The organism is Sphingosinicellaceae bacterium (genome assembly GCA_019285715.1).
Lineage (GTDB): Bacteria > Pseudomonadota > Alphaproteobacteria > Sphingomonadales > Sphingomonadaceae > Glacieibacterium.
This window is the reverse complement of record CP079108.1, coordinates 3,925,238-3,945,164: the sequence shown is the minus strand read 5'-3', so window position 1 is coordinate 3,945,164 and position 19,927 is coordinate 3,925,238. Positions and strand designations below refer to the sequence as shown.

18 protein-coding genes and 2 tRNA genes are annotated in these 19,927 nt (G+C 66.8%); 10 read left to right on the top strand and 10 right to left on the bottom strand.

The window, feature by feature from the left end; genetic code table 11:
• Positions 1–123 precede the first annotated feature (123 nt).
• Positions 124–1,227 (top strand): hypothetical protein, encoded by a 1,104-nt coding sequence (locus tag KX816_18150; GenBank protein QXQ06087.1) that lies wholly within the window; start codon positions 124–126, stop codon positions 1,225–1,227.
• A 26-nt stretch (positions 1,228–1,253) separates the two neighbouring features.
• Here the strand turns inward: KX816_18150 and KX816_18145 are convergent, their stop codons facing one another.
• The 3 genes from KX816_18145 to KX816_18135 form a co-directional block, all read right to left on the bottom strand.
• Complete coding sequence (locus KX816_18145) at positions 1,254–3,281, bottom strand: response regulator (GenBank protein QXQ06086.1); 2,028 nt, start codon at positions 3,279–3,281, stop codon at positions 1,254–1,256.
• A 272-nt stretch (positions 3,282–3,553) separates the two neighbouring features.
• A complete protein-coding gene (locus tag KX816_18140; protein ID QXQ06085.1) occupies positions 3,554–4,060 on the bottom strand; it encodes a ferritin-like domain-containing protein in 507 nt (168 codons plus the stop codon).
• 131 nt (positions 4,061–4,191) lie between these two features.
• Positions 4,192–4,266 (bottom strand) — tRNA-Glu (locus KX816_18135).
• A 171-nt stretch (positions 4,267–4,437) separates the two neighbouring features.
• Here KX816_18135 and KX816_18130 point away from each other — a divergent pair.
• Positions 4,438–5,004, top strand: a complete 567-nt coding sequence (locus KX816_18130; protein QXQ06084.1) for a PEPxxWA-CTERM sorting domain-containing protein — start codon at positions 4,438–4,440, stop codon at positions 5,002–5,004.
• A gap of 33 nt (positions 5,005–5,037) precedes the next feature.
• On the opposite strand, the gene recJ is transcribed toward KX816_18130, so the two are convergent.
• Both recJ and KX816_18120 read right to left on the bottom strand, forming a co-directional pair.
• Positions 5,038–6,804 (bottom strand): single-stranded-DNA-specific exonuclease RecJ, encoded by a 1,767-nt coding sequence (recJ, locus tag KX816_18125; protein ID QXQ06083.1) that lies wholly within the window; start codon positions 6,802–6,804, stop codon positions 5,038–5,040.
• Positions 6,805–6,848: 44 nt separating this feature from the next.
• A complete protein-coding gene (locus KX816_18120; protein ID QXQ06082.1) occupies positions 6,849–7,586 on the bottom strand; it encodes a class I SAM-dependent methyltransferase in 738 nt (245 codons plus the stop codon).
• Between the two features lie 152 nt (positions 7,587–7,738).
• Here KX816_18120 and KX816_18115 point away from each other — a divergent pair, with 152 nt between their 5' ends.
• Positions 7,739–8,662 (top strand): right-handed parallel beta-helix repeat-containing protein, encoded by a 924-nt coding sequence (locus KX816_18115; GenBank protein ID QXQ06081.1) that lies wholly within the window; start codon positions 7,739–7,741, stop codon positions 8,660–8,662.
• A 127-nt stretch (positions 8,663–8,789) separates the two neighbouring features.
• Entirely contained in the window at positions 8,790–9,209 is a 420-nt protein-coding gene (locus tag KX816_18110; GenBank protein ID QXQ06080.1) for a heme-binding protein, read from the top strand.
• Between the two features lie 3 nt (positions 9,210–9,212).
• Here the strand turns inward: KX816_18110 and KX816_18105 are convergent, their stop codons facing one another.
• On the bottom strand, positions 9,213–10,112 hold the full coding sequence (locus KX816_18105) for a LysR family transcriptional regulator (protein QXQ08662.1): 900 nt from the start codon (positions 10,110–10,112) through the stop codon (positions 9,213–9,215).
• Positions 10,113–10,210: 98 nt separating this feature from the next.
• Here KX816_18105 and KX816_18100 point away from each other — a divergent pair, with 98 nt between their 5' ends.
• The 3 genes from KX816_18100 to fghA are packed head-to-tail and all read left to right on the top strand — an operon-like array spanning position 10,211 to position 12,600.
• Positions 10,211–11,320, top strand: a complete 1,110-nt coding sequence (locus KX816_18100) for an S-(hydroxymethyl)glutathione dehydrogenase/class III alcohol dehydrogenase (GenBank protein ID QXQ06079.1) — start codon at positions 10,211–10,213, stop codon at positions 11,318–11,320.
• Positions 11,321–11,345: 25 nt separating this feature from the next.
• Positions 11,346–11,729, top strand: coding sequence for a VOC family protein (locus tag KX816_18095; protein QXQ06078.1), 384 nt, complete (start codon positions 11,346–11,348; stop codon positions 11,727–11,729).
• Positions 11,730–11,763: 34 nt separating this feature from the next.
• The gene (gene fghA / locus KX816_18090) at positions 11,764–12,600 is read left to right on the top strand and encodes an S-formylglutathione hydrolase (protein QXQ08661.1); all 837 of its coding nucleotides are present in this window, start codon (positions 11,764–11,766) and stop codon (positions 12,598–12,600) included.
• Between the two features lie 49 nt (positions 12,601–12,649).
• Here fghA and fdhA read toward each other — a convergent pair whose 3' ends face one another.
• Positions 12,650–13,840 carry a formaldehyde dehydrogenase, glutathione-independent gene (gene fdhA, locus KX816_18085; GenBank protein ID QXQ06077.1) on the bottom strand — a complete coding sequence of 397 codons (1,191 nt, stop codon included), beginning with the start codon at positions 13,838–13,840 and terminating at the stop codon, positions 12,650–12,652.
• Between the two features lie 394 nt (positions 13,841–14,234).
• On the opposite strand from fdhA, the gene KX816_18080 reads away from it, so the two are divergent.
• Genes KX816_18080 through KX816_18070 form a run of 3 tightly spaced genes read left to right on the top strand, consistent with a single transcriptional unit; the run spans position 14,235 to position 17,489 of the window.
• Positions 14,235–16,148 carry a PQQ-dependent dehydrogenase, methanol/ethanol family gene (locus KX816_18080; protein ID QXQ06076.1) on the top strand — a complete coding sequence of 638 codons (1,914 nt, stop codon included), beginning with the start codon at positions 14,235–14,237 and terminating at the stop codon, positions 16,146–16,148.
• On the top strand, positions 16,126–16,650 hold the full coding sequence (locus KX816_18075; protein QXQ06075.1) for a cytochrome c: 525 nt from the start codon (positions 16,126–16,128) through the stop codon (positions 16,648–16,650). Before KX816_18080 ends, KX816_18075 begins: the two co-directional genes overlap by 23 nt.
• Complete coding sequence (locus KX816_18070; protein ID QXQ06074.1) at positions 16,650–17,489, top strand: quinoprotein dehydrogenase-associated putative ABC transporter substrate-binding protein; 840 nt, start codon at positions 16,650–16,652, stop codon at positions 17,487–17,489. Before KX816_18075 ends, KX816_18070 begins: the two co-directional genes overlap by 1 nt.
• Positions 17,490–17,832: 343 nt before the next feature.
• Here KX816_18070 and KX816_18065 read toward each other — a convergent pair.
• The 3 genes from KX816_18065 to moaA all read right to left on the bottom strand — a co-directional run bounded on the left by KX816_18065 (position 17,833) and on the right by moaA (position 19,801).
• Positions 17,833–17,907, bottom strand: a tRNA-Asn gene (locus tag KX816_18065).
• Positions 17,908–17,982: 75 nt separating this feature from the next.
• Entirely contained in the window at positions 17,983–18,747 is a 765-nt protein-coding gene (locus KX816_18060) for an NAD kinase (GenBank protein QXQ06073.1), read from the bottom strand.
• Between the two features lie 10 nt (positions 18,748–18,757).
• Positions 18,758–19,801, bottom strand: a complete 1,044-nt coding sequence (gene moaA, locus KX816_18055; GenBank protein QXQ06072.1) for a GTP 3',8-cyclase MoaA — start codon at positions 19,799–19,801, stop codon at positions 18,758–18,760.
• Between the last annotated feature and the right edge of the window lie 126 nt (positions 19,802–19,927).

Below are 19,927 nucleotides of genomic sequence, written 5' to 3'. Positions count from 1 at the left end.
CGGGTAGACCTCTCGCCGGGATTGACAGTTGCTCGGCTAATGAGGCGTCGGAGTTACAATTATTGAAGGGCATCCAGATCCGACTTGCTGGTAAAGCAGGTCGCGAATGCAGGGGAGACTGTAATGTTTGCGTTGATCGGTAACGCCCAGCGCATGTTCGCGGAGCCCTGTGCGCCAGCGGTCGAGGCCGATGCCATCCAAAGCCTGCTCGGACGCGTGCGTCGCCTGCTCGATGCCGAGTGTGTCGTTGCGCTCGAGTATGATCCCGCGACGCGGATCGCCGGCATCGTCGCGACGGTGGGGCAGGCCGGCGACATCGACGCGCTCGAAGCGAGCCTGCTCGGCCTCGCACGCCGGCTCGGCCGCGACGCCGCCGACCCGGCCGGTGCGGTCGAGGTCGCGCGCCTGTCGAGCGCTTCCGGGCACGGCGAAGTTCTCGTCGTCCAGGTCGGGGTCGCAGGCGCATCCCTGCTGATCGTCGCGACCCGCGAGCTGGCGCCGTTCACCATCAACGAGGAACGCGCGGCGCGCCGCATGAGCGACTGGATCGGCGATTTCATGTGCCTGTGGTGGCGGCAGCGGCGCGACCGCCAGCGCGGCGACAGCCTGCACGCGGCTCTCGATCTCGTCGGCGTGGCGGTGTTCGTGCTCGATGGCCAGGGGCGGCTGATCGACACCAACGGTGCCGCCCGCGTGTTGCTCGACGCCGGCGACGGATTGCGCAAGGTCGGCAGCATGCTGACCGCGTGCAGCCTAGAGGATTCGGCCCGGCTGCAGACCGCGATCGCCCACGCCGGCTCCGGCGACCACGCGGTGGCGGGAACGACGAGCGGAGCGTCACAGCAGGCACCGGTCCTGTCGATACGCCGCGAGGGCGCGCGGCCGCTCTCCGTTGCGGTGATGCGCGGTGACCGGGGTAGCGGCGGCGACGGGCGGGTCGTGGTCCATGCGGTCGACCCCCAGGGCGACGTCGAGCAGCCGTTGCTGCCGGCGTGCGCGATCTACGGGCTGACCGGGGCCGAGACCCGGCTGGCGAAACTGCTGGTCGGGGGTGCGAGCGTCGTCGAGGCGGCGGCGCGGCTGCAGATCCAGCCACCGACGGCGCGGACCTACCTGAAGCAGGTCTTCGCCAAGACCGGCACCAATCGCCAGGCCGCCCTGGTGCAACTGCTGCTCACCAGCATCGTCCGGACCGGTCCCGGAGTCGAGCTGACCGCGCTGCAATAGCGGGGCGGCACTCGGTGCAACGTCGCCTAGCTCGCGGCCGTGGCGTGGAGCGTGCTGCTGCGGTCGATCAGCGCGCGCAGCCGGGCGACGACGTCGTGCTGGCGGAACGGCTTGGCCATGACCTCCAGCCCCCGGGCTTCGTCGGGTTCGAGGTTGGCATAGCCGGTGATCAGCAGGATCGGCAGGCCGGGCAAGGAGCGCCGGACTTCGGCCGCGAGCGCAGTGCCGGTCATGCCGGGCATCAGATAGTCGGTGACCAGCGCGTCGGGGATGCCGCCGCCGTGGAGGTAGGCGAGCGCGGTCGCGGCGGAGGAGGCCTCGACGACCGTGTAACCCGCATCGCGCAGGCCGTCGGCGATCGACATTCGCACCAGTTCCTCGTCGTCGACGAGCAGGATCACGGCACCGGTACCGTCGGGCACGCTGCCCAGCGCCGGGGTCGCGGCCACCGCCGCCGTCACCGCGACCGGCAGTCGCAGTTCCACCGTGGTGCCCGCGCCGGGCTGGCTGGTCAGGGTCAGCATGCCGCCGGACTGCGCGACCAGCCCCTGAACCATCGACAGGCCGAGCCCGGTGCCCTGGCCGATCGCCTTGGTGGTGAAGAACGGCTCGATCGCCCGGGCGAGCGTCTCGGGGGCCATGCCGTGCCCGGTGTCGGCGACCCGGACCGCGACGTCGTCGCCACTGCGCCTCACGACGATCGCCAGCGTACCGCCTCCGGGCATCGCGTCGCGCGCGTTCAGGCCGAGGTTGAGCAGCGCCAGTTCGAGCTGGGCCGGGTCGATCTCTACCGGGGGCAGGTTGGCGGCGACATCGATGGTCACCGCGATCGTTGTACCGACAGCGCGCTCGAACGAGACGCGGGCCCCGTTGATCAGCGCCTCGAGGTCGACGGCGCGGCTCTGCAGGGTCTGCCGCCGCCCGAACGCCAGCAGCCGCTGGACCAGCACCCGCGCGCGCTCGGCCGCCTCAAGCGCTAGACCCGCAGTGCGCTGCAGGCGCGGCTCGCCGCCGAGCTTGCGGGTCAGCAGGTCGAGGCCGCCGAGGATCGGGGTCAGCAGGTTGTTGAAGTCATGCGCGACGCCGCCGGTCAGCTCGCCGATGGTGTCGAGCCGCCGGGCCTCGTGGAGGCGGATCAGCGCCGCCTCGCTGGCCCGCACCGCCAGCTCGACCCGCCCCTGCAGTTCGGCCGTCAGGGCCAGCAACTTCTGCTGCGCGACATAGGCTTCGGTAACGTCGTGGCCTTCGCAGAACACCCCGGTGACGGTGCCATCGTCGTCGCGGACCGGTTCGTAGACGAAGTCCAGGTAGCGATCGACCGCAGGCTCGCCCGGTCCGGGGGCGATCGCGAAGCGCGCGCCGGTCGAGTTGAACGCCTTGCCGCTGCGGTAGACGCCGTCGAGCAACGCGACATAGCCCTGGTCGACGGCCTCGGTCAGCACCACCGCGATTTCCATGCCGATCACGTCGCGGCCGCCGATCAGGCGCACATAGGATGCGTTGACCAGCTCGAACCTGTGCTTGGGACCCGACATGATCGCCAGGAAACTCGGGGCCCGGTCGAACAAGCGTGCCAGCCGTTCGCGCTCGGCCAGCAGGCGCTGCTGGGTGTCGACCATGGCGGTCGTCTCGTTGCAGACGACGAGCACCCCGCCGACACCGTTGGGCATCGCAGCGTCACCGATCGGACTGTAGCCGTAGGTCCAGTAGACGTCGTCGCGGCGGCCGTTGCGGGTAATCGGGATCAACGCGTTTTCGTGCCACGTGGGTTCACCGCCGCTCATGACCTGCGCGATCTGCGGGCCGATCTCGTCCCAAATCTCGTCCCAGACCTGCCGTGCCGGGAGGCCGAGCGAACCCGGATGGCGTTCCGGTCCGATCGACCGGCGGTAGGCGTCGTTGTACAGGCAGGCACCGTCGGCGCCCCAGCAGACGTACATCGGGTGTCCGCTGTTGAGCAGGATCTGCACCACGGTCTTGAGTGCGGGCGACCACTCGCCCGGAGCTCCCAGCGATGACCGCGTCCAGTCATGGGCGCGCATCAGCATGCCCATCTCGCCACCCCCCGCTAGGAAGGCCGGCGAGCGTACAATGTGCTCGCCCGGCGTTGCCGCGGGGAAATCCGAAATATCACTCTCCCGAAGGACAGCGGCTACCCGCACGCCGGCAGCGCCGTTTCGCTTCGACAACAGGATTTGTACGAAGTAGTTCCGTCGGTCTGTACGTTAGCACCCGTTCGGCGCGCGCCGCGCCGGTCGGAAATGGCGTTCGACACAGACGCCGGAAGGCTCGACGGGGTGCCGCTGCGCACGGCACCCCGAAGCCGTTAGGCCGAATCGGCGGCGAGGTTGACCGAGGTGTCGGCAAGCTTGCTCATGAACTCGTCGCCGCCGTAGATCTCCTTGGTGGCGGCACTGAGCTTGGTGGCATCGTCCTTGAAGCCGAGCGCCTTGGCATAGGCGGCGGCGGTGCCGAAGCCGGCGATGCCGTAGTGCGTCATGCGCTGGTACTGGGCGATGATCACTGCATCGAGCACCGGGCCCTTTTCGGGGGCTTCCTCGATGCCGTGCTTGGTGGCCTCGGCGACCAGGCCTTCCATGCCCTTGCAGTGCTCCTTGGAAACCTTCTCGTCGTGCGCGGCGAGAAGCTCCTTGAGCACGCCGGTGTGCTTGGCGATGCCGTCGACGGACTGCTTGAGCATGTCCTTGAGCTTGGCGTCGCTGGCCTTGGGCGTCAGCTTCTTGATGACGCGGGTCATCTGGTCGTTCGCGGACCACAGGTCCTTGAGCTCGTCGGTATAGAGATCGGTAAGGTCTTCGGGGGCCTCGGCCATAAGGAATATCCTGTTTTTCGCGGCAGGAGTGCGGCTGGGGCCTAGCGAGCGACGCGCGCTCGGGTTCCCCGGTTTCGACGCAGCGGCGGACAGGGCGTGCGCGGGGCGATGCCCGGCGAGCCCGCGGCGCTTGGTGATCCCTACGGGAATCGAACCCGTGCTTCAGCCGTGAAAGGGCCGCGTCCTAACCGCTAGACGAAGGGACCGATGCGGAAGCGCCAGCTAAAGCAGCCGCCCCCGCCGGTCAAGTTTCGATGGGAAACGCGCTAAATGGTTAACGCCGAAACAAAAAAGTTGACACACTTCCGAAACTATTCCATTCAGCCGATGTTTACACCACGTAAACCAGTTGCGTATTGCGTAAGGCGTCTCGTCCCATGAACCCTGTACTCTCCAAGCTTACCATGTGCGTCTGTGCCGCGGGCACCGGCGCGGCAATCCTCCCCGCCGCACATGTCGTCAAGCGACACTTCTCGCCCCGTCCCGCGGTCCACCGCGTTGTCCAGTCGCCGCTGCTGGATGCAGCTGCGGCACGGCCCGACTGCCTGCCGGGCGTGACGCTCGCCGGTGGTGGCCTCGGCGAGGGCGGCGGTGGCGGGATGAGCGAATTGAGCCCCTTGCTGGGCAACGCACCCGGAACAACGTCACGCGGCGGCTTCCCGTTTGGCGGCTTCAGCCCTGACGATACCAGTGGCGGCGGCGGCATTCCGGGCGGGACTGGCGGCGGCGGGGGACTGCCGGGCGGCGGCGGTGGCATTACGCCCCCAGGTGGCGGTGTCACTACGCCTCCGGGCGGTGTCATTACGCCTCCGGGTGGTGGCGTCACGCCTCCCGGCCCGCCCTCGTCGAGCAACGCTCCCGAGCCGGCGGCCTGGATCCTGATGGTTGCCGGGTTCGGACTCGCTGGCGGAGCGATTCGCTACCGCCGCGTCAGCCCCGCCTGAAGTTAGCGCCGGATCTCAGTCTGCGAACGCAGCTCAGTCGGCAAAGGCGAAATCATCGAGGTGAAGCTCGGCGGCGGGGGTCCGGCCCCAGTCGTCGCGCTTGACCCGGCCCGCGAGATAGAGCGGCCGGCGCCCGGCACTCGCCAGCGCGACCCCGAGCGGGCCGTCGGCGGAGCGGAAGGCCATCGCCTTTAGGCGTGCTCCGTCCGCCCCCGCCAGTATGACGCGGACGTGGGCCTCGCCGACGACCTCGCACTTGACGATCGTCCACGGTCCCGAGGCGACGCGCGGGTGCGGCCAGCCCTGACCATAGGGTCCAGCCCCGTCGAGCGCCTCGGCCAGCTCGATGCACACCCCGCGCGGCGACACCGCGGCATCGCACATCAGTGACGCCGCGACACGGGCCGCACCGACTTCGGCGGCACAACGCTCATTCATGAATGCCGCGAAGGCATCGATGCCACCGGGGGCGACGGTGACGCCCGCCGCCATCGCGTGACCACCGCCCGCGACCAGCAGCCCGCGCTCCTTGGCCGCGAGAACTGCACCGCCGAGGTCGACTCCGGGCACCGAGCGCCCCGACCCCTTGGCCGAGCCGTCGGGCTGGAGCGACAGCACGATCACGGGGCGGTGCAGGCGGTCCTTCAGCCGGCTGGCGACGATGCCGACGACGCCAGGGTGCCAGCCTTCGCCGGCGATTACCGCAATCGCCTCGTTGGCGTGGCTGCCGGCCGCGAGGTGCGCGGCCTCGGTCACATCGGCCTCGATGGCGCGGCGCTCGACATTGAGCCGGTCGAGCTCGGCGGCGAGTGCGGTCGCTTCGTCGGGATCGTTGGTGGTCAGCAGCCGGACGCCGAGATCGGCCTGTCCGACGCGCCCACCGGCGTTGATCCGCGGCCCGAGCGCAAAGCCCAAATCGTGGCAGGTCGGCGCGCGCTCGAGGCCCGACGCCGCGATCAAGGCGTTGAGCCCGAGGTTGCGGCGCTGCGCCATGACCTTGAGGCCCTGCGCAACGAAGGCGCGGTTAAGGCCGGTCAGCGGGACGACGTCGCAGACCGTGCCGAGCGCGACGATGTCCAGCAGCTGGGTCAGTTTGGGCTCGGGCCGCTCGCCGAAAATGCCCGCGAGCCGCAGGTTCCGGACAATGCCGACCGCGAGCAGGAAGGCGACGCCGACCGCGGCCAGGTGCCCGAATGCTGCCCCCTCGCCCTCGTCGAGGCGATTCGGGTTCACCACGGCGACGCAGCGCGGCAATTCGGTCGAGGCGCGGTGGTGGTCGACGACGATCACGTCCAGCCCTTCAGCGGCGGCGGCCGACAGCGCCTCGAAGCCCTGGGTACCGCAGTCTACGGTGACGACGAGGTCGGCGCCCGACGCCGCCAGCGCCCGCATCGCGTCCGCCGACGGGCCGTAGCCCTCCAGCAGGCGGTCGGGGATATAACTGCTCGCGATGCCGCCGCAGTCGCGGATGACGCGGACCAGCAGCGCCGCGCTGGTCGCGCCGTCGACGTCGTAGTCGCCGAACACGACGATGCTCTCGCGCGCCACGATCGCCTTGGCCAGCCGTGCGGCGGCGACGTCCATGTCGCGGAAGATGGAGGGGTCTGGCAGCCAGTCGCGGATTGTGGGAGCGCGCAAACGGTCGAAATCGGCCGCCCCGGCCCCGCGCGCACGGAACAGCTGGCGCATCATCGCGTCCGTACCGTCGGCGCTGTCGCTCGCGACATCGGGCGCAACGCCGCCGCGCCACTGCCAGCAGTTGCCGAGCGCCGAGCGCTGTACGTTGAACACCGATGCCATGACCGCGCCGACTCTAGGCCAGGTCCGGCGCGAAGGGAATCCCGTCAGCCGGCCTTTGCCGCCGACCGGATCGCGATCAACGATTTCGGCAGGCCGACGACGCGCTCGAAGCGCACCGGCGCATCGGGAAACAGGGCGCGAAACTGCGTAGCGTCGATAAGGATCGACGACATCACCAGGCTCATCCTGCGGTCGAGGTCCTCGACCGGTTTCGCCCAGCCGACCTTGAAGTGCCGCAGCAGCTTCAGCCGCCACGATTCGGGCATCCAGTGGAACAGCGGGATGCGGTAGAAATGCGGGTCCACCGGGAACCAGAAATACGGTGTCTGGACGTAATACGCCGGAGCCAAGCGCCTGACCTCATTGGCAAAAGCCCGCATCTCCGGCCACCGCCCGACATGCTCGATGACGCTGTTGGAATGGACGAAATCATAGCTCCGGTCGGCATGCCCGGTCATGGCGCAGGCATCCCCTACAATGCAGCGAAACCGCGAGCTTTCGCTGGCGCTGACACCGAACTCGGTGGCGATATGGTTGACGCAGGTGATGTCGATATCGTTGGCTTCGAGGAAGTCGAAACCGACCCGCCGCCAATAATCCGCGGTGCCGCCAAGATCGAGTATGCGGAACGTGCCGTCGATCCCCCGGCGCTCGCCCAGGATGATCTCGCGCAACAGCCGGTCGCGGCGCAATCGGAACCGGTACGACAGCGACCCGGCGTTGCGGGCATCGCCCAGCGCGACGCGCTCGGTTCGCGGCGCTAAGGTCGACGCGTCGTTCATGGGTGCGCGGCTCGTTTGGTTGCGGTTGCCGCCATCATAGTGGTGCCGACACCGACCGAACAGGGGCACGGTTCTTTGCAGCGACAGGGTGCCTCGACACCGACCGGGTGATGACGATACGGAACGATCCGCGACGCCAGCAAGGGCCAGCCATGTTCCGCCAGTTACTCGCCGCCACGCTGCTGATCCCCGCCGCGGTGCAGGCCGCACCCCAACTGACTGCGACCCCCGCGACGCTCGCCTCCGTGATCGCCTCGGCCACCGATGGGGCGACGATCACGGTGACCGGCACGCACGATATTGTCACCATCGCCGGTCGCAAGTTCTCGCCGCCCCTCGTGCTGCGCGGTGGCAGCTTCGCCGGCCTCGTGCTGAGGGACGTCGACGGGGTTACCCTGCTGGAAACGACGATCACTGGATCGCCAGCGAAGAACAGCTACGGCATCTCGGTCGTCAAGTCCGCCAACATCCGCATCGAGAAGGTCCAGATCGGCGGCGCGCACCGCGGCATCGTGTTCAACACGGTCACCGATTTCGCCGTGGTCAAGTCGCGCTTCGACGGACTTGGCTCCGACGGCATCGACATCGCGCTGTCGCACCGCGGGGTGATCGCCGACAATGTCATGCTGAATTTCAACCCAACGCCGCCGATCTATGCCGACGGCAAGCTGGTCAAGGACGGCGACCATCCCGACGGTATCCAGATGTGGAGCCGTCCGCCCGGCCTGCCGGTGTCCGACATCACGATTACCGGCAACAACATCACCGGCGACGTCCAGTGCATTTTCGGCGGCAATCACGTGCGCAACGGCGTCGACGACGGCGGCTTCGACCGCATCGTCATCGAGCATAACATCTGCCGCAACCGCCTCGGCCGTGGCATCACCCTGAGCAACGCGCGGGCCAGCCGCATCCGCTTCAACGATGCCGCAGCGATTCCCGGATCGCGGCTGCTCAAGACCGGCCAACTGATCCGGACCCAGGTACTGCTGAGTTCCGACGATCCCGGTTCCGTTCTCTGCGGCAACACCGTGCCCGATGTGCCGCGGTCGCCGGCGACCCAGCCTTGCCGCTGAAGCGCGAAGCGGCATGGCGTAGCGGGCGCGCCCATCACTCCGGCTGGTCCTGCCCGACAATCGTCATTAGGATTACCGCGTATTGTGTGCGCAACGGTACCGGACAGGGCAGTACAAGGACCGCGAAATGACCGCTTCCATTCAGACGCTAACCCTCGCTGACGCCCGTATCCTGATCGCTGCCGGCGAAGCCAAGGCCAAGGAAATCGGCGTCCCTTACAACATCGCCGTCGCCGATGCGGGCGGTAACCTTATCGCCCACGTCCGTATGGACGGGGCGTGGATGGGCAGCATTGACATCTCGATCAGCAAGGCATTCTCGGCGCGCGCCTTCGACATGTCGACCGACGCACTGTCGGGCGCGTCGCAGTCGGGCCAGTCGCTGTTCGGCATCAACACCACCAACGGCGGCAAGATCGTCGTCTTCGGCGGCGGTGTGCCTATCAAGATCGGTGACGCGGTGGTCGGCGCGGTCGGTGCCAGCGGCGGCTCGGTCGCCAACGACATCATCGTCGCCGAGGCGGCGGCGGCTGCCTTCACGGGCTGACGCCTAGAACGCCCGGCTCGGCACTGCGGCGCGCGGCTCATCGAGGTGCCGCCGCAGGACATCGACGAACATCCGGACTTTGGACTGCAGATGCTGGCGGTGCGGGTACACCGCCCACACCGGCTCCTCAGGCGGCGCGAACTCCGCTAGCAGCGGCACCAGCAGGCCCGCCTCGATGCGCTTGAGGACATAGAAGTCCGGCAGTTGGCAAATGCCGTGGCCGGCAGCCGCGGCGTCCGTCACCGCAAACCCGCTGTTGCACCGCCAGCGCCCCGTCGGCTTGAAATCGACGGGCCCGCCGTCGCCCTCGAAGTGCCAATAGTCGTTCGAGCCGACCAGGCACTGATGCGCCGCTAGATCGGCAATGGTCGTCGGACGGCCACGACGTTCCAGGTACTCGGGCGAGGCGCACAGGTGCAGGCTGCGCGACGCGATGCGGCTGCCGATCAGGTGCGAATCCAACAGCTTGCCGGTGCGAATCGCCAGGTCATAGCCTTGGGCGACGATGTCGACGAGGTTGTTGCTGAGGTCGAGCACCGCCTCGACGCCGGGATGATCCGCGACGAACTCGCTCAGCAACCGCGCCACATAGCTCTCGCCGAACGCGATCGAACAGGCGACCCGCAGCGTGCCGTGTGGCCGGACACGCTCGCCGATCACCGCGATGGCGTCGTCGCGGTCCTCGATCATGCGGTGGCAGCGCTCGGCGAAGGCCTTGCCGATGTCGGTCGCGGTGACGTGCCGTGTCGTGCGGTAAAACAATCGCGATTGCAGCCGCTCCTCGAGCCGGGCGACGGCGCGGCTGACGTGCGAGGCCGATACGCCCAGCGTCGCTGCAGCGGCATTGAAGCTGCCACGCTCGAAAACCGCGACGAACTCGTCTATGCCGTCCCAGTTCGAGATCATTATTATCCCTCAGCTGCAATAATGTATTGCCGTTCTGCCTATTCCGACCCAGCGACGCCAGCGCCTACGTTGTCGATCAATCCACAGGAGTCCAAATGAAGACCCGTGCTGCTGTTGCCTTTGAAGCCAAGCGCCCCCTCGAAATCGTCGAGCTCGACCTGGAAGGCCCCAAGGCGGGCGAAGTCCTTGTCGAAATCATGGCGACCGGCATTTGCCACACCGACGCCTACACGCTCGACGGGCTCGACAGCGAGGGCCTGTTCCCCGCCGTCCTCGGCCATGAAGGCGCTGGTATCGTCCGCGAGATCGGTGCTGGGGTGACCAGCGTCGCGGTCGGCGACCACGTCATCCCGCTGTACACGCCGCAGTGCATGACCTGCAAAAGCTGCTTGAGCCAGAAGACCAACCTCTGCACCCGCATCCGCGCGACGCAAGGCAAGGGCGTGATGCCCGACGGCACCAGCCGGTTCAGCTACAAGGGTCAGATGCTGCACCATTATATGGGTTGCTCGACGTTCTCGAACTTCACCGTGCTGCCCGAGATCGCGCTGGCGAAAATCCGCACCGACGCGCCGTTCAAGTCGGCCTGCTATGTCGGCTGCGGTGTCACCACCGGCGTCGGCGCGGTCGTGAACACCGCCAAGGTCGAGCCGGGCTCGAATGTCATCGTCTTCGGTCTCGGCGGCATCGGGCTCAACGTCATCCAGGGTGCCCGCATGGTCGGGGCCGACAAGATCATCGGTGTCGACCTCAACAACGACAAGGAGGAATGGGGTCGGCGCTTCGGCATGACCCATTTCGTCAACCCCAAGGAAATCGAGGGCGACATCGTCCAGCACCTTGTTGCACTGACCGATGGCGGGGCCGACTACACGTTCGACTGCACGGGCAACACGACCGTGATGCGCCAGGCCCTCGAGGCCTGCCACCGCGGCTGGGGCGTCTCCGTCGTCATCGGCGTAGCGGAAGCCGGCAAGGAAATCTCGACGCGTCCGTTCCAGCTGGTCACTGGCCGCGTCTGGAAGGGCTCGGCCTTTGGTGGTGCGCGCGGCCGCACCGACACGCCGAAGATCGTCGACTGGTACATGACCGGCAAGATCGAGATCGATCCTATGATCACCCACGTCCTGACCCTCGACGAGATCAACAAGGGTTTTGAACTGATGCATGCGGGCAAGTCGATCCGCAGCGTCGTCGTCTACTAAATTCAATCCACGAGGAGCAGCAGAAATGTCGATCTTTACGCACGCCGTGCTCGGAACCAATGACCTCGCCAAGGCGACGAAATTCTACGACGCGGCACTCGCCCCGCTCGGCAACAAGCAGCAGGGCGCATTCGGTGCCAACGGCATGATGTACGGTGCCACCGGCCCCGAGTTCATCATCACCAAGCCTGGCGACGGCAAGCCGGCTTGCCCGGCCAATGGCGGCACCCTTGGTTTCCTCGCCCCGAACCGCGCCGCGGTCCGGGCGTTCTACGACGCCGCGCTGGCCAATCGCGGCACCGACGAGGGTGCTCCCGGCCCGCGCGCCTTCACTCCTACCGCTTATGCTGCCTACGTCCGCGACCCGGACGGCAACAAGATCACCGCCTACAGCTTCACCGACGAATAGGACCAAGATGAGCTCCGAGACGACGGGCGGCGCGCTGGAAACAGTATCGACCAACCGGGCCTATGGCGGCACGCAGGGCGTCTATCGCCACGTCTCCGCCGAAACCGGTACGCCGATGGTGTTCAGCGTATTCGTGCCCGATAATGCGCCGGGCGCGAAACTGCCCGTCGTCTGGTACCTCTCGGGGCTCACCTGCACGCACGCTAACGTCACCGACAAGGGTGACTTCCGGCGCGCATGCTCTGAACTCGGACTGATCTTCGTCGCGCCCGATACGTCGCCGCGCGGCGAAGGCGTCCCCGACGATGCGGCCGGTGCCTATGACTTCGGTCTGGGTGCCGGCTTCTACGTTGATGCGACCGAGGCGCCGTTCGCGACCAACTACCGGATGTACAGCTACGTCACCAAGGAACTGCCGGAGCTGATCGCCGAGACCTTCCCTGTCGACATGGCGCGGCAGGGTATCACCGGCCACTCGATGGGCGGGCACGGTGCGCTGACGCTGGCGCTGCTCAATCCGGACAAGTACCGCTCGGTGTCGGCCTTCGCGCCGATCGTCGCGCCGGGCCAGGTTCCGTGGGGCCACAAAGCCCTCAGCGGTTACCTCGGCTCCGACCAGGCGGCTTGGCGCAAGCACGACACGGTCGCCCTGATCGAGGACGGCGCGCGCGTCGCCGCCATTCTGGTGGACCAAGGCGAGGCGGACCAGTTCCTGGTCGAGCAACTACGACCCGAACTGCTCGCGGCGGCATGCGAGGCAGCAGGCATCCCGCTGACTTTGCGGCTGCATCCGGGCTACGACCACAGTTATTATTTCATCTCGACCTTCATGGCCGACCACCTCGCATGGCATGCCGAAAGGTTGAAATAGGATGACGGCGCGTCGCCCAGACGGGCGACGCGCCGTACCGACGCTCCGATCAGCGCGGCTTGGCGATTACGCCATGAGGGTCGAGTACGAACTTCGCGGCGATGCCCTTGTCGAACTCGGCATAGCCCTTGGGCGCTTCGTCGAGCGTCAGCACCTGGGCGTTGACGATCTTGGCGATCGGCAGCCGGTCGTGAAGCAGCGCCTGCATCAGCTGGCGGTTGTACTTCAGCACCGGCGTCTGCCCGGTGTGCAGGCTGTGCGACTTCGCCCAGCCGAGGCCGAGGCGCAGGCTGAGGTTACCAGTCTTCGCCGCCGCATCGGTCGCGCCGGGATCCTCGGTCACGTAAAGTCCCGGAATGCCGATCGAGCCCGCCGCTCGGGTGATCTCCATCATCTGGTTGAGCACGACCGCCGGCTGCGCGCCGCCGCCGTGGCCGACAGCTTCGAAGCCGACGCAGTCGATCGCGGAGTCGACCTCGGGCACGCCGACGATCTCGGCCACCGACTCACCCAGCCTGTCGTGCGCGGCGAGGTCGATCGGCTCGAAGCCGACCGCTTTGGCGTGGGCAAGACGCTCCTTGTTGAAGTCGCCGATCATCACGACCGCGGCACCGAGCAGCTGCGCCGAGGCGGCCGCCGCCAGCCCGACCGGGCCGGCACCCGCGACATAGACCGTCGAGCCGACGCCCACACCGGCGCGGAGCGCGCCGTGGAAGCCGGTCGGCAGGATGTCGGTGAGCATGGTCAGGTCGAGGATCTTGGCCATCGCCCGTTCCTTGTCGGGGAACTTCAACAGGTTGAAGTCGGCGTAGGGGACCATGACGTACTCGGCCTGGCCACCGATCCAGTCGCCCATGTCGACATAACCGTAGGCGCCACCGGCACGGTCGCCGTTGACGGTCAGGCAGACGCCGGTGTCGCCGTGGCGGCAGGTCCGGCAGCGCCCGCAGGCGACGTTGAACGGCACCGAGACCATGTCGCCGACGCTGAGCATCTCGACGTCGGCACCCTTTTCCACCACCTCGCCCGTAATCTCATGGCCCAGCACGAGCCCGGCCTTGGCAGTGGTCCGGCCGCGGACCATGTGCTGGTCGGAGCCGCAGATGTTGGTCGACAGGACCTTGAGAATTACCGCGTGATCGATCTTGCGACCCTTGGGATCCTCGAACTTCGGATAATCGATGTTCTGAACCTCGACCTTGCCGGGTTCGATATAGACGACGCCGCGATTACCGGTCATTCCATAGCTCCTAGGAAAATAATCGAAAACAAAGGAAGAGATCGCGTGCTAACGAGCGTGTGGTCGTAATACTCCGAACCGTACAAAAGTAAAGACACTTGAACTGTCTCCCAGTAGAGGTCGTTAATTCGGCTGACCCCGGAACTTGCGCCTAACCAATACGTCATCAACAGCCAAGTTTCTTGAAATTGGCTCACAACAACACGTGTTCGAGAATCTTCAGATAAACCATTTCGTTACAATAATGCAGTAATAGAACGGGTGTTATCGATGCCGTATTTTCGACCTTCGATACGACGGCGAGCGCTTTATATCTAGAAAAACACAAAAGAAGATTGCATGCATCTTGCCGATGTGCGGTATGGTACGACGTTGTGCACGAAAGGTTTCAGAGATGCCAGTATCCAATCGGCGACTGAGCTGGAGGTCCGGCGAGCGGCACGCCGTCACTGCCCTGTTGGCGCTTGCCGCGATGCCGGTGGCTGCCGGCGCGCAGACGATGTCGCCGCCGGTGCCGGCCGCCGAGGTCTTTACCGCCGCCCAGATCGGCCGCGCGCTGTCGCCGCCGACGCCCAGCGCTGGCAAGACCGCGCCGAGCCTGGCGAATGCGCCGGTCGACGACGGCCAGTGGACCATGCCGTCGAAGAACTATGCCTCGACCCGCTATTCCGCGCAGACCGAGATCACCGCCGCCAACGTCGCGACGCTGAAGCCCGCCTTCACCTTCCCGCTCGGCGTCGCCAAGGGCCAGGAGGCAGCACCGATCGTCGCCGACGGCATGATGTACGTCGTCACCGCCTACCCCAACCTGGTATTCGCGTTCGACCTGAAGAAGGGCGACGGCAAGCCGGTGTGGAGCTACACGCCCGACGTGCTCCCCGCCGCGCAGGGCGTCGCCTGTTGCGATGTCGTCAACCGCGGCGGCACGGTCAGCAAGGGCAAGTACATCTTCAATACCCTCGACGGGCAGACGATCGCCCTCAACGCCAAGACCGGCAAGGTCGTTTGGAAGGTGCGCCTGGGCGATATCAACAAGGGCGAGACCATGACGATGGCGCCACTGGTGGCGCGCGGCAAGGTCTACGTCGGCGACTCCGGCGGCGAGATGGGCGTCCGCGGCTGGATGATCGCGCTCGATGAAGCGACCGGCAAGCAGGTCTGGAAGGCGCACGGCACCGGTCCCGACAAGGACGTGCTGATCGGCGCGAGCTTCAAGCCGTTCTACGCTTCGGACAAGGGCAAGGACCTTGGCGTCTCGACCTGGCCAACGGACGCCTGGAAGATCGGTGGCGCCACCGGCTGGGGCTGGATGACCTACGATCCCGAACTCAACCAAGTCTACAACGGCACCGGCAACCCGGGTCCGTGGAACGCCGAGCAGCGCCCCGGCGACAACAAGTGGACGGCGGGCATCTTCGCCCGCAACCCCGACACCGGCCAGGCCAAGTGGTATTACGGCCTGTCGCCGCACGACGAGCACGATTACGACGGCGTCAACGAGCAGATCCTCCTCGACATGCCGTTCGGCGGCAAGATGCGGAAGGTGCTCGTCCGTCCCGATCGCAACGGCTACGTCTACGTCATCGACCGGATCACCGGGCAGGTGCTGTCGGCCGACCCGTTCGGCCCGACCAATTCGAGCAAGGGCGTCGATCTGAAGACCGGCCGCCTGATCAAGAACCCCGACAAGGGCACCACCCCGGACCGCCGGACCAGCAACATCTGCCCGACCGCATCGGGTGCGAAGGACTGGAACCCAAGCTCGTTCAGCCCGCGCACGGGCCTGATGTACATCCCGCACGAGAACATGTGCATGGACTGGCTCAGCGTGAAGGTGAACTACATCTCCGGCACGCCCTATGTCGGTGCCGAGGTTCACATGAAACCCGGTCCGGGCGGTAACCGCGGGCAATTGTCGGCGTGGAACCCCGTGCTGCGCAAGCCGGCGTGGACGATCAAGGAGGAGCTGCCGATCTGGTCGGGCACCGTCGCCACGGCCAGTGACATCGTCTTCTACGGAACCATGGACGGCCTGTTCAAGGCGGTCGACGCCAGGACCGGCAAGCTGCTGTGGAGCTTCAAGACCGACAGCGGCATCATCGGGCAGCCGATCAGCTACAAGGGCCCCGACGGCCACCAGTATATCGCGGTGCTGTCGGGTGTCGGCGGCTGGGCGGGCGCCGTCGTCTCGGGACCAGTCGACAAGCGTGACGGCACTGCCGCCCTGGGAATGGTCAACGCGATGTCCGACCTCGACAAATACACCAAGGCTGGAGGGACTCTTTATGTTTTCTCACTCCCTCGCTAAGGCCGGGCCCGGACTTGCTGTCCTCGCCCTGCTCACACTTGCCGCCTGCGACAAGTCTCCGAAGACCGAGACCACGACCGTCACCCACATGAAGTCCAAGCCGGGCTTCACGCCGGTCCACGACCCCGGGCTTGCCGTCGGTCAGGTCGATCCGCGGGTGCTTCCCTATCTCGACAGCAAGGCGGTCGTGATGGAGGGCAAAGCGCTCTACCAGTCACACAACTGCAACGGCTGCCACTCCAACGGAGGCGGTGGCATGGGCCCGGCGCTGATGGACGAAGAGTGGATCTACGGCGGTCGCATTGAGGACATCCACGCCACCATCGTCGAGGGCCGGCCCAACGGCATGCCCAAATGGGGCGGCAAGATCCCCGACGTCGATATCTGGAAGATCGCGACCTACGTCCGCTCGATGTCGCTGCCCGCGACGCTGGCGGCGATCAAGAACAACACGCCCTCGCAGGACCCGGCGCCTGTACCGGCCTCGGTAGAGACGCAGTAGTGCGTCTCCGCCTGACCGTTGTCGCCGCAGCGTTGGTAGCGGCGGCGGCAGGAATGGCGAGTGCGGAGGCCCCGGCGGCAGCGACCGGCCGCCGGGTCCTCACGGTGTGCGCCGACCCCAACAACCTGCCGTTCTCGAACCGCGCCGGCGAGGGCTTCGAGAACCGTATCGCGGCGCTTCTGGCCAAGTCGATGAACGCCGACATCAGCTATGTCTGGTGGGCGCAGCGGCGGGGCTATGTCCGCAACACGCTCGGCGAGGCCAAGTGCGATATCTGGCCGGGTGTTGCCTCCGGTGTCGACACAGTGACCACGACCAAGCCCTACTACCGCTCGACCTACGTGTTCGTCACGCGCGCCGACAAACCGCTGGCCGGTCTGAGCTTCGATGACCCGCGCCTGCAGCACGCCAAGGTCGGCGTCCAGATGGTCGGCAACGACGCGATGAACACCCCGCCTGCACATGCGCTCTCGCGGCGCGGGATGACCGACAACGTCCGCGGCTTCATGCTTTACGGCGACTATGCCAAGCCCAACCCGCCCGCCGCGATCATCGACGCGGTGGCGAACGGCGAAGTCGACGTCGCCGTCGTCTGGGGGCCGCTCGCCGGCTATTTCGCCTCGAAAAGTGGGGTCAAGCTTCGCGTCGAGCCCGTCGCCCCGCAGTTCGACGGGCCAGACTGGCCAATGGCCTATGACATTTCGATGGGCGTCCGCCGCAACACGCCCGCAGTACAGTCGGAGGTAGAAGGCATACTCGCCAGCAAGGCAGCGGAGGTCAGTGACATCCTGGACGAGTATAACGTCCCCCGAGTTGCCGCCGTCAGCGCGCGCAGATGACGGTTCGAGACGGTCGAATGAGGTCAAGTCAGGGGCTCGGCATCAGACGTTCAAGCCGATCCCGACCGCCAGCGCTCGGGCGATAGGCCGTCGCTATCACGCAGAACGCCAATTGCGCCATCACAGCTCGACGGTCGGCATTACGCGCCGCATCCGCAGCCAGTCACGGCGTCGTTACTGTCGAAATAGATGCGCGTGCTTAGACACCAAACTTCGAGCGGGTCGCCGAGCCTCGTCTGTCGAGCTAGGGCCTGAATGTTTCCCCAGTCGGTGCTCGCAAAGGGGAGCAGACCGCCAACCGTCAGCTATTCTTCAATAAAGCCCATATCTTATGAGAAAAGAATGGCTCCCCGGGTAGGATTCGAACCTACGACATTTCGATTAACAGTCGAACGCTCTACCGCTGAGCTACCAGGGAATGGGAGGCGGGCCTATAGCAACGCCTGCCGGGCGCGCCAAGGGATAATGCAGCCATGGCCCGCCGGCATGTCGCTCAGCTCAGGAACTGCTCCATGACGATGCGGTCATCGAGGGCGTAGTCCGGGTCGAACAGCAGCTCGAGCGAGACCGACTTGTCGCTGGTCACCGCGACGTGCTGGACGTCGCGAACCTCGAGCTGGTCGGCAACGGCGCTGACCGGGCGCTTGCCGGCCTCGAGCATGCGGAACTCGATGCGGCTCGACTGGGGCAGCAACGCACCCCGCCAGCGCCGCGGCCGGAACGGGCTGAGCGGGGTCAGCGCCAGCAGGTCGCTCTGCAGCGGCAGGATCGGGCCGTTCGCCGACAGGTTGTAGGCGGTCGAGCCGGCGGGCGTCGCGACCAGCACGCCGTCGCACGACAGCTCGGCCATGCGGACGCGGCCGTCGATGCTGATCTCGATCTTGGCGGCCTGGCGCGTCTCGCGGAGCAGCGAGACCTCGTTGATCGCGGGCGAGATCGTCGTCGTGCCGCTGACCGTCGTCGCGGTCATGCTGAGCGGGTGGAGGATGAAGGCGCGCGCGGCCCGGACCCGCTCGACGAGGTCGTCGGGGCGGTACTCGTTCATCAGGAAGCCGACGGTGCCGAGGTTCATGCCGAACACCGGGCGCGGCGCACGCGCATCGAGCGCGGCGTGGAGGACCTGAAGCAGGAAGCCGTCGCCGCCGAGCGTCACGACGACATCGGCATCGCCGATCGCGACCCAGTCGTACTGGCTGCGCAGCGCGACCGCGGCGGCCTCGGCTTGAGGCGTCGGTGAGGCCAGCAGCGCGAGCTTCACCGAGCGCTGCTCATCCGCCGGTGACGCTCATGTGGCGCTTGACCGCGGGTGCCGCGCCGCGCCGGTCGATACGGAAATCGTGGCCGAGCGGCTTGATCGCGATCGCCGCGTCGAGGGCGAGGTCAAGCTCGGCGTCGTTCGCGTTGCTGCGGATCACTGAGCGCAGGTCGGCGGACGCGTCCTGGCCGAGGCACAGGAACAGCTGGCCGGTGACGGTCAGGCGGACGCGGTTGCAGGTCGCGCAGAAATCGTGGGTTAGCGGCGTGATGAAGCCGATGCGCTGCCCGGTCTCGGCGACGCGGGAATAGCGCGCCGGCCCCCCGGTCGAGTCGGGCAGGTCGATAAGCGTCCACCGGCTCTCGATGTCGCGACGGACCTGGCTGAGCGGCAGGTAGCGGTCGAGGCGGTCTTCCGCGACCTCGCCGAGCGGCATCGTCTCGATCAGCACGAGGTCGTGGCCATTCGCTGCGGTCCAGCGCAGCAGGTCGTCGAATTCGCGGTCGTTGATGCCCGCCAGCGCGACCGTGTTGATGCGGACGTGGAGTCCGGCCGCCTTTGCCGCGGCAATGCCCTCCAGCACCTGCGGCAGGCGGCCCCAGCGCGTCACGCTGGTGAACTTTTCAGGGTCGAGTGTGTCGAGGCTGACGTTGATACGGCGGACGCCGGCGGCGAACAGCCCCTCGGCGTGGCGCGCGAGCTGCGAGCCGTTGGTGGTCAGGGTCAACTCGTCGAGATCGCCGGTGCGAAGGTGGCGGCCGAGCATGGTGACGAGGTCGACGATGCCGCGGCGGACCAGTGGCTCGCCGCCGGTCAGGCGGAGCTTGCGGGTGCCGCGCCGGACAAAGGCGCTCGCCAGCCGGTCGATCTCCTCCAGGCTGAGGACCTCGGCCTTGGGCAGGAAGGTCATGTCCTCGGCCATGCAATAGGTGCAGCGGAAGTCGCAGCGGTCTGTCACCGAGACGCGCAGATAATCGATGCGCCGCCCGAACGGGTCGACGAGGCGCCGCGGGACTGGGCGGGTCGGGGGCGTGGCGAGGGCGAGGTCAGCAAGCATCGTTGCTCTACGTGGCGATGCGACGGTCGAAAGTCCACCACTGCGGCGCCGGGAGTGCGGGAGGGAGTAGTCGAGGCAGCGGTTAATCTGTATCGTCATGCTGGAGTAACGAACTGAAACGAGTTG

What these genes read in the sequence shown, in the direction of transcription:
- KX816_18140 (QXQ06085.1), bottom strand. Translation starts at nt 4,060, where the DNA reads ATGGCCGAGGCCCCCGAAGACCTTACCGATCTCTATACCGACGAGCTC.
- KX816_18150 (QXQ06087.1), top strand. Translation starts at nt 124, where the DNA reads ATGTTTGCGTTGATCGGTAACGCCCAGCGCATGTTCGCGGAGCCCTGT.
- KX816_18145 (QXQ06086.1), bottom strand. Translation starts at nt 3,281, where the DNA reads ATGGGCATGCTGATGCGCGCCCATGACTGGACGCGGTCATCGCTGGGA.
- KX816_18075 (QXQ06075.1), top strand. Translation starts at nt 16,126, where the DNA reads ATGTTTTCTCACTCCCTCGCTAAGGCCGGGCCCGGACTTGCTGTCCTC.
- KX816_18120 (QXQ06082.1), bottom strand. Translation starts at nt 7,586, where the DNA reads ATGAACGACGCGTCGACCTTAGCGCCGCGAACCGAGCGCGTCGCGCTG.
- moaA (QXQ06072.1), bottom strand. Translation starts at nt 19,801, where the DNA reads ATGCTTGCTGACCTCGCCCTCGCCACGCCCCCGACCCGCCCAGTCCCG.
- recJ (QXQ06083.1), bottom strand. Translation starts at nt 6,804, where the DNA reads ATGGCATCGGTGTTCAACGTACAGCGCTCGGCGCTCGGCAACTGCTGG.
- KX816_18095 (QXQ06078.1), top strand. Translation starts at nt 11,346, where the DNA reads ATGTCGATCTTTACGCACGCCGTGCTCGGAACCAATGACCTCGCCAAG.
- KX816_18115 (QXQ06081.1), top strand. Translation starts at nt 7,739, where the DNA reads ATGTTCCGCCAGTTACTCGCCGCCACGCTGCTGATCCCCGCCGCGGTG.
- KX816_18110 (QXQ06080.1), top strand. Translation starts at nt 8,790, where the DNA reads ATGACCGCTTCCATTCAGACGCTAACCCTCGCTGACGCCCGTATCCTG.
- fdhA (QXQ06077.1), bottom strand. Translation starts at nt 13,840, where the DNA reads ATGACCGGTAATCGCGGCGTCGTCTATATCGAACCCGGCAAGGTCGAG.
- KX816_18130 (QXQ06084.1), top strand. Translation starts at nt 4,438, where the DNA reads ATGAACCCTGTACTCTCCAAGCTTACCATGTGCGTCTGTGCCGCGGGC.
- KX816_18080 (QXQ06076.1), top strand. Translation starts at nt 14,235, where the DNA reads ATGCCAGTATCCAATCGGCGACTGAGCTGGAGGTCCGGCGAGCGGCAC.
- KX816_18100 (QXQ06079.1), top strand. Translation starts at nt 10,211, where the DNA reads ATGAAGACCCGTGCTGCTGTTGCCTTTGAAGCCAAGCGCCCCCTCGAA.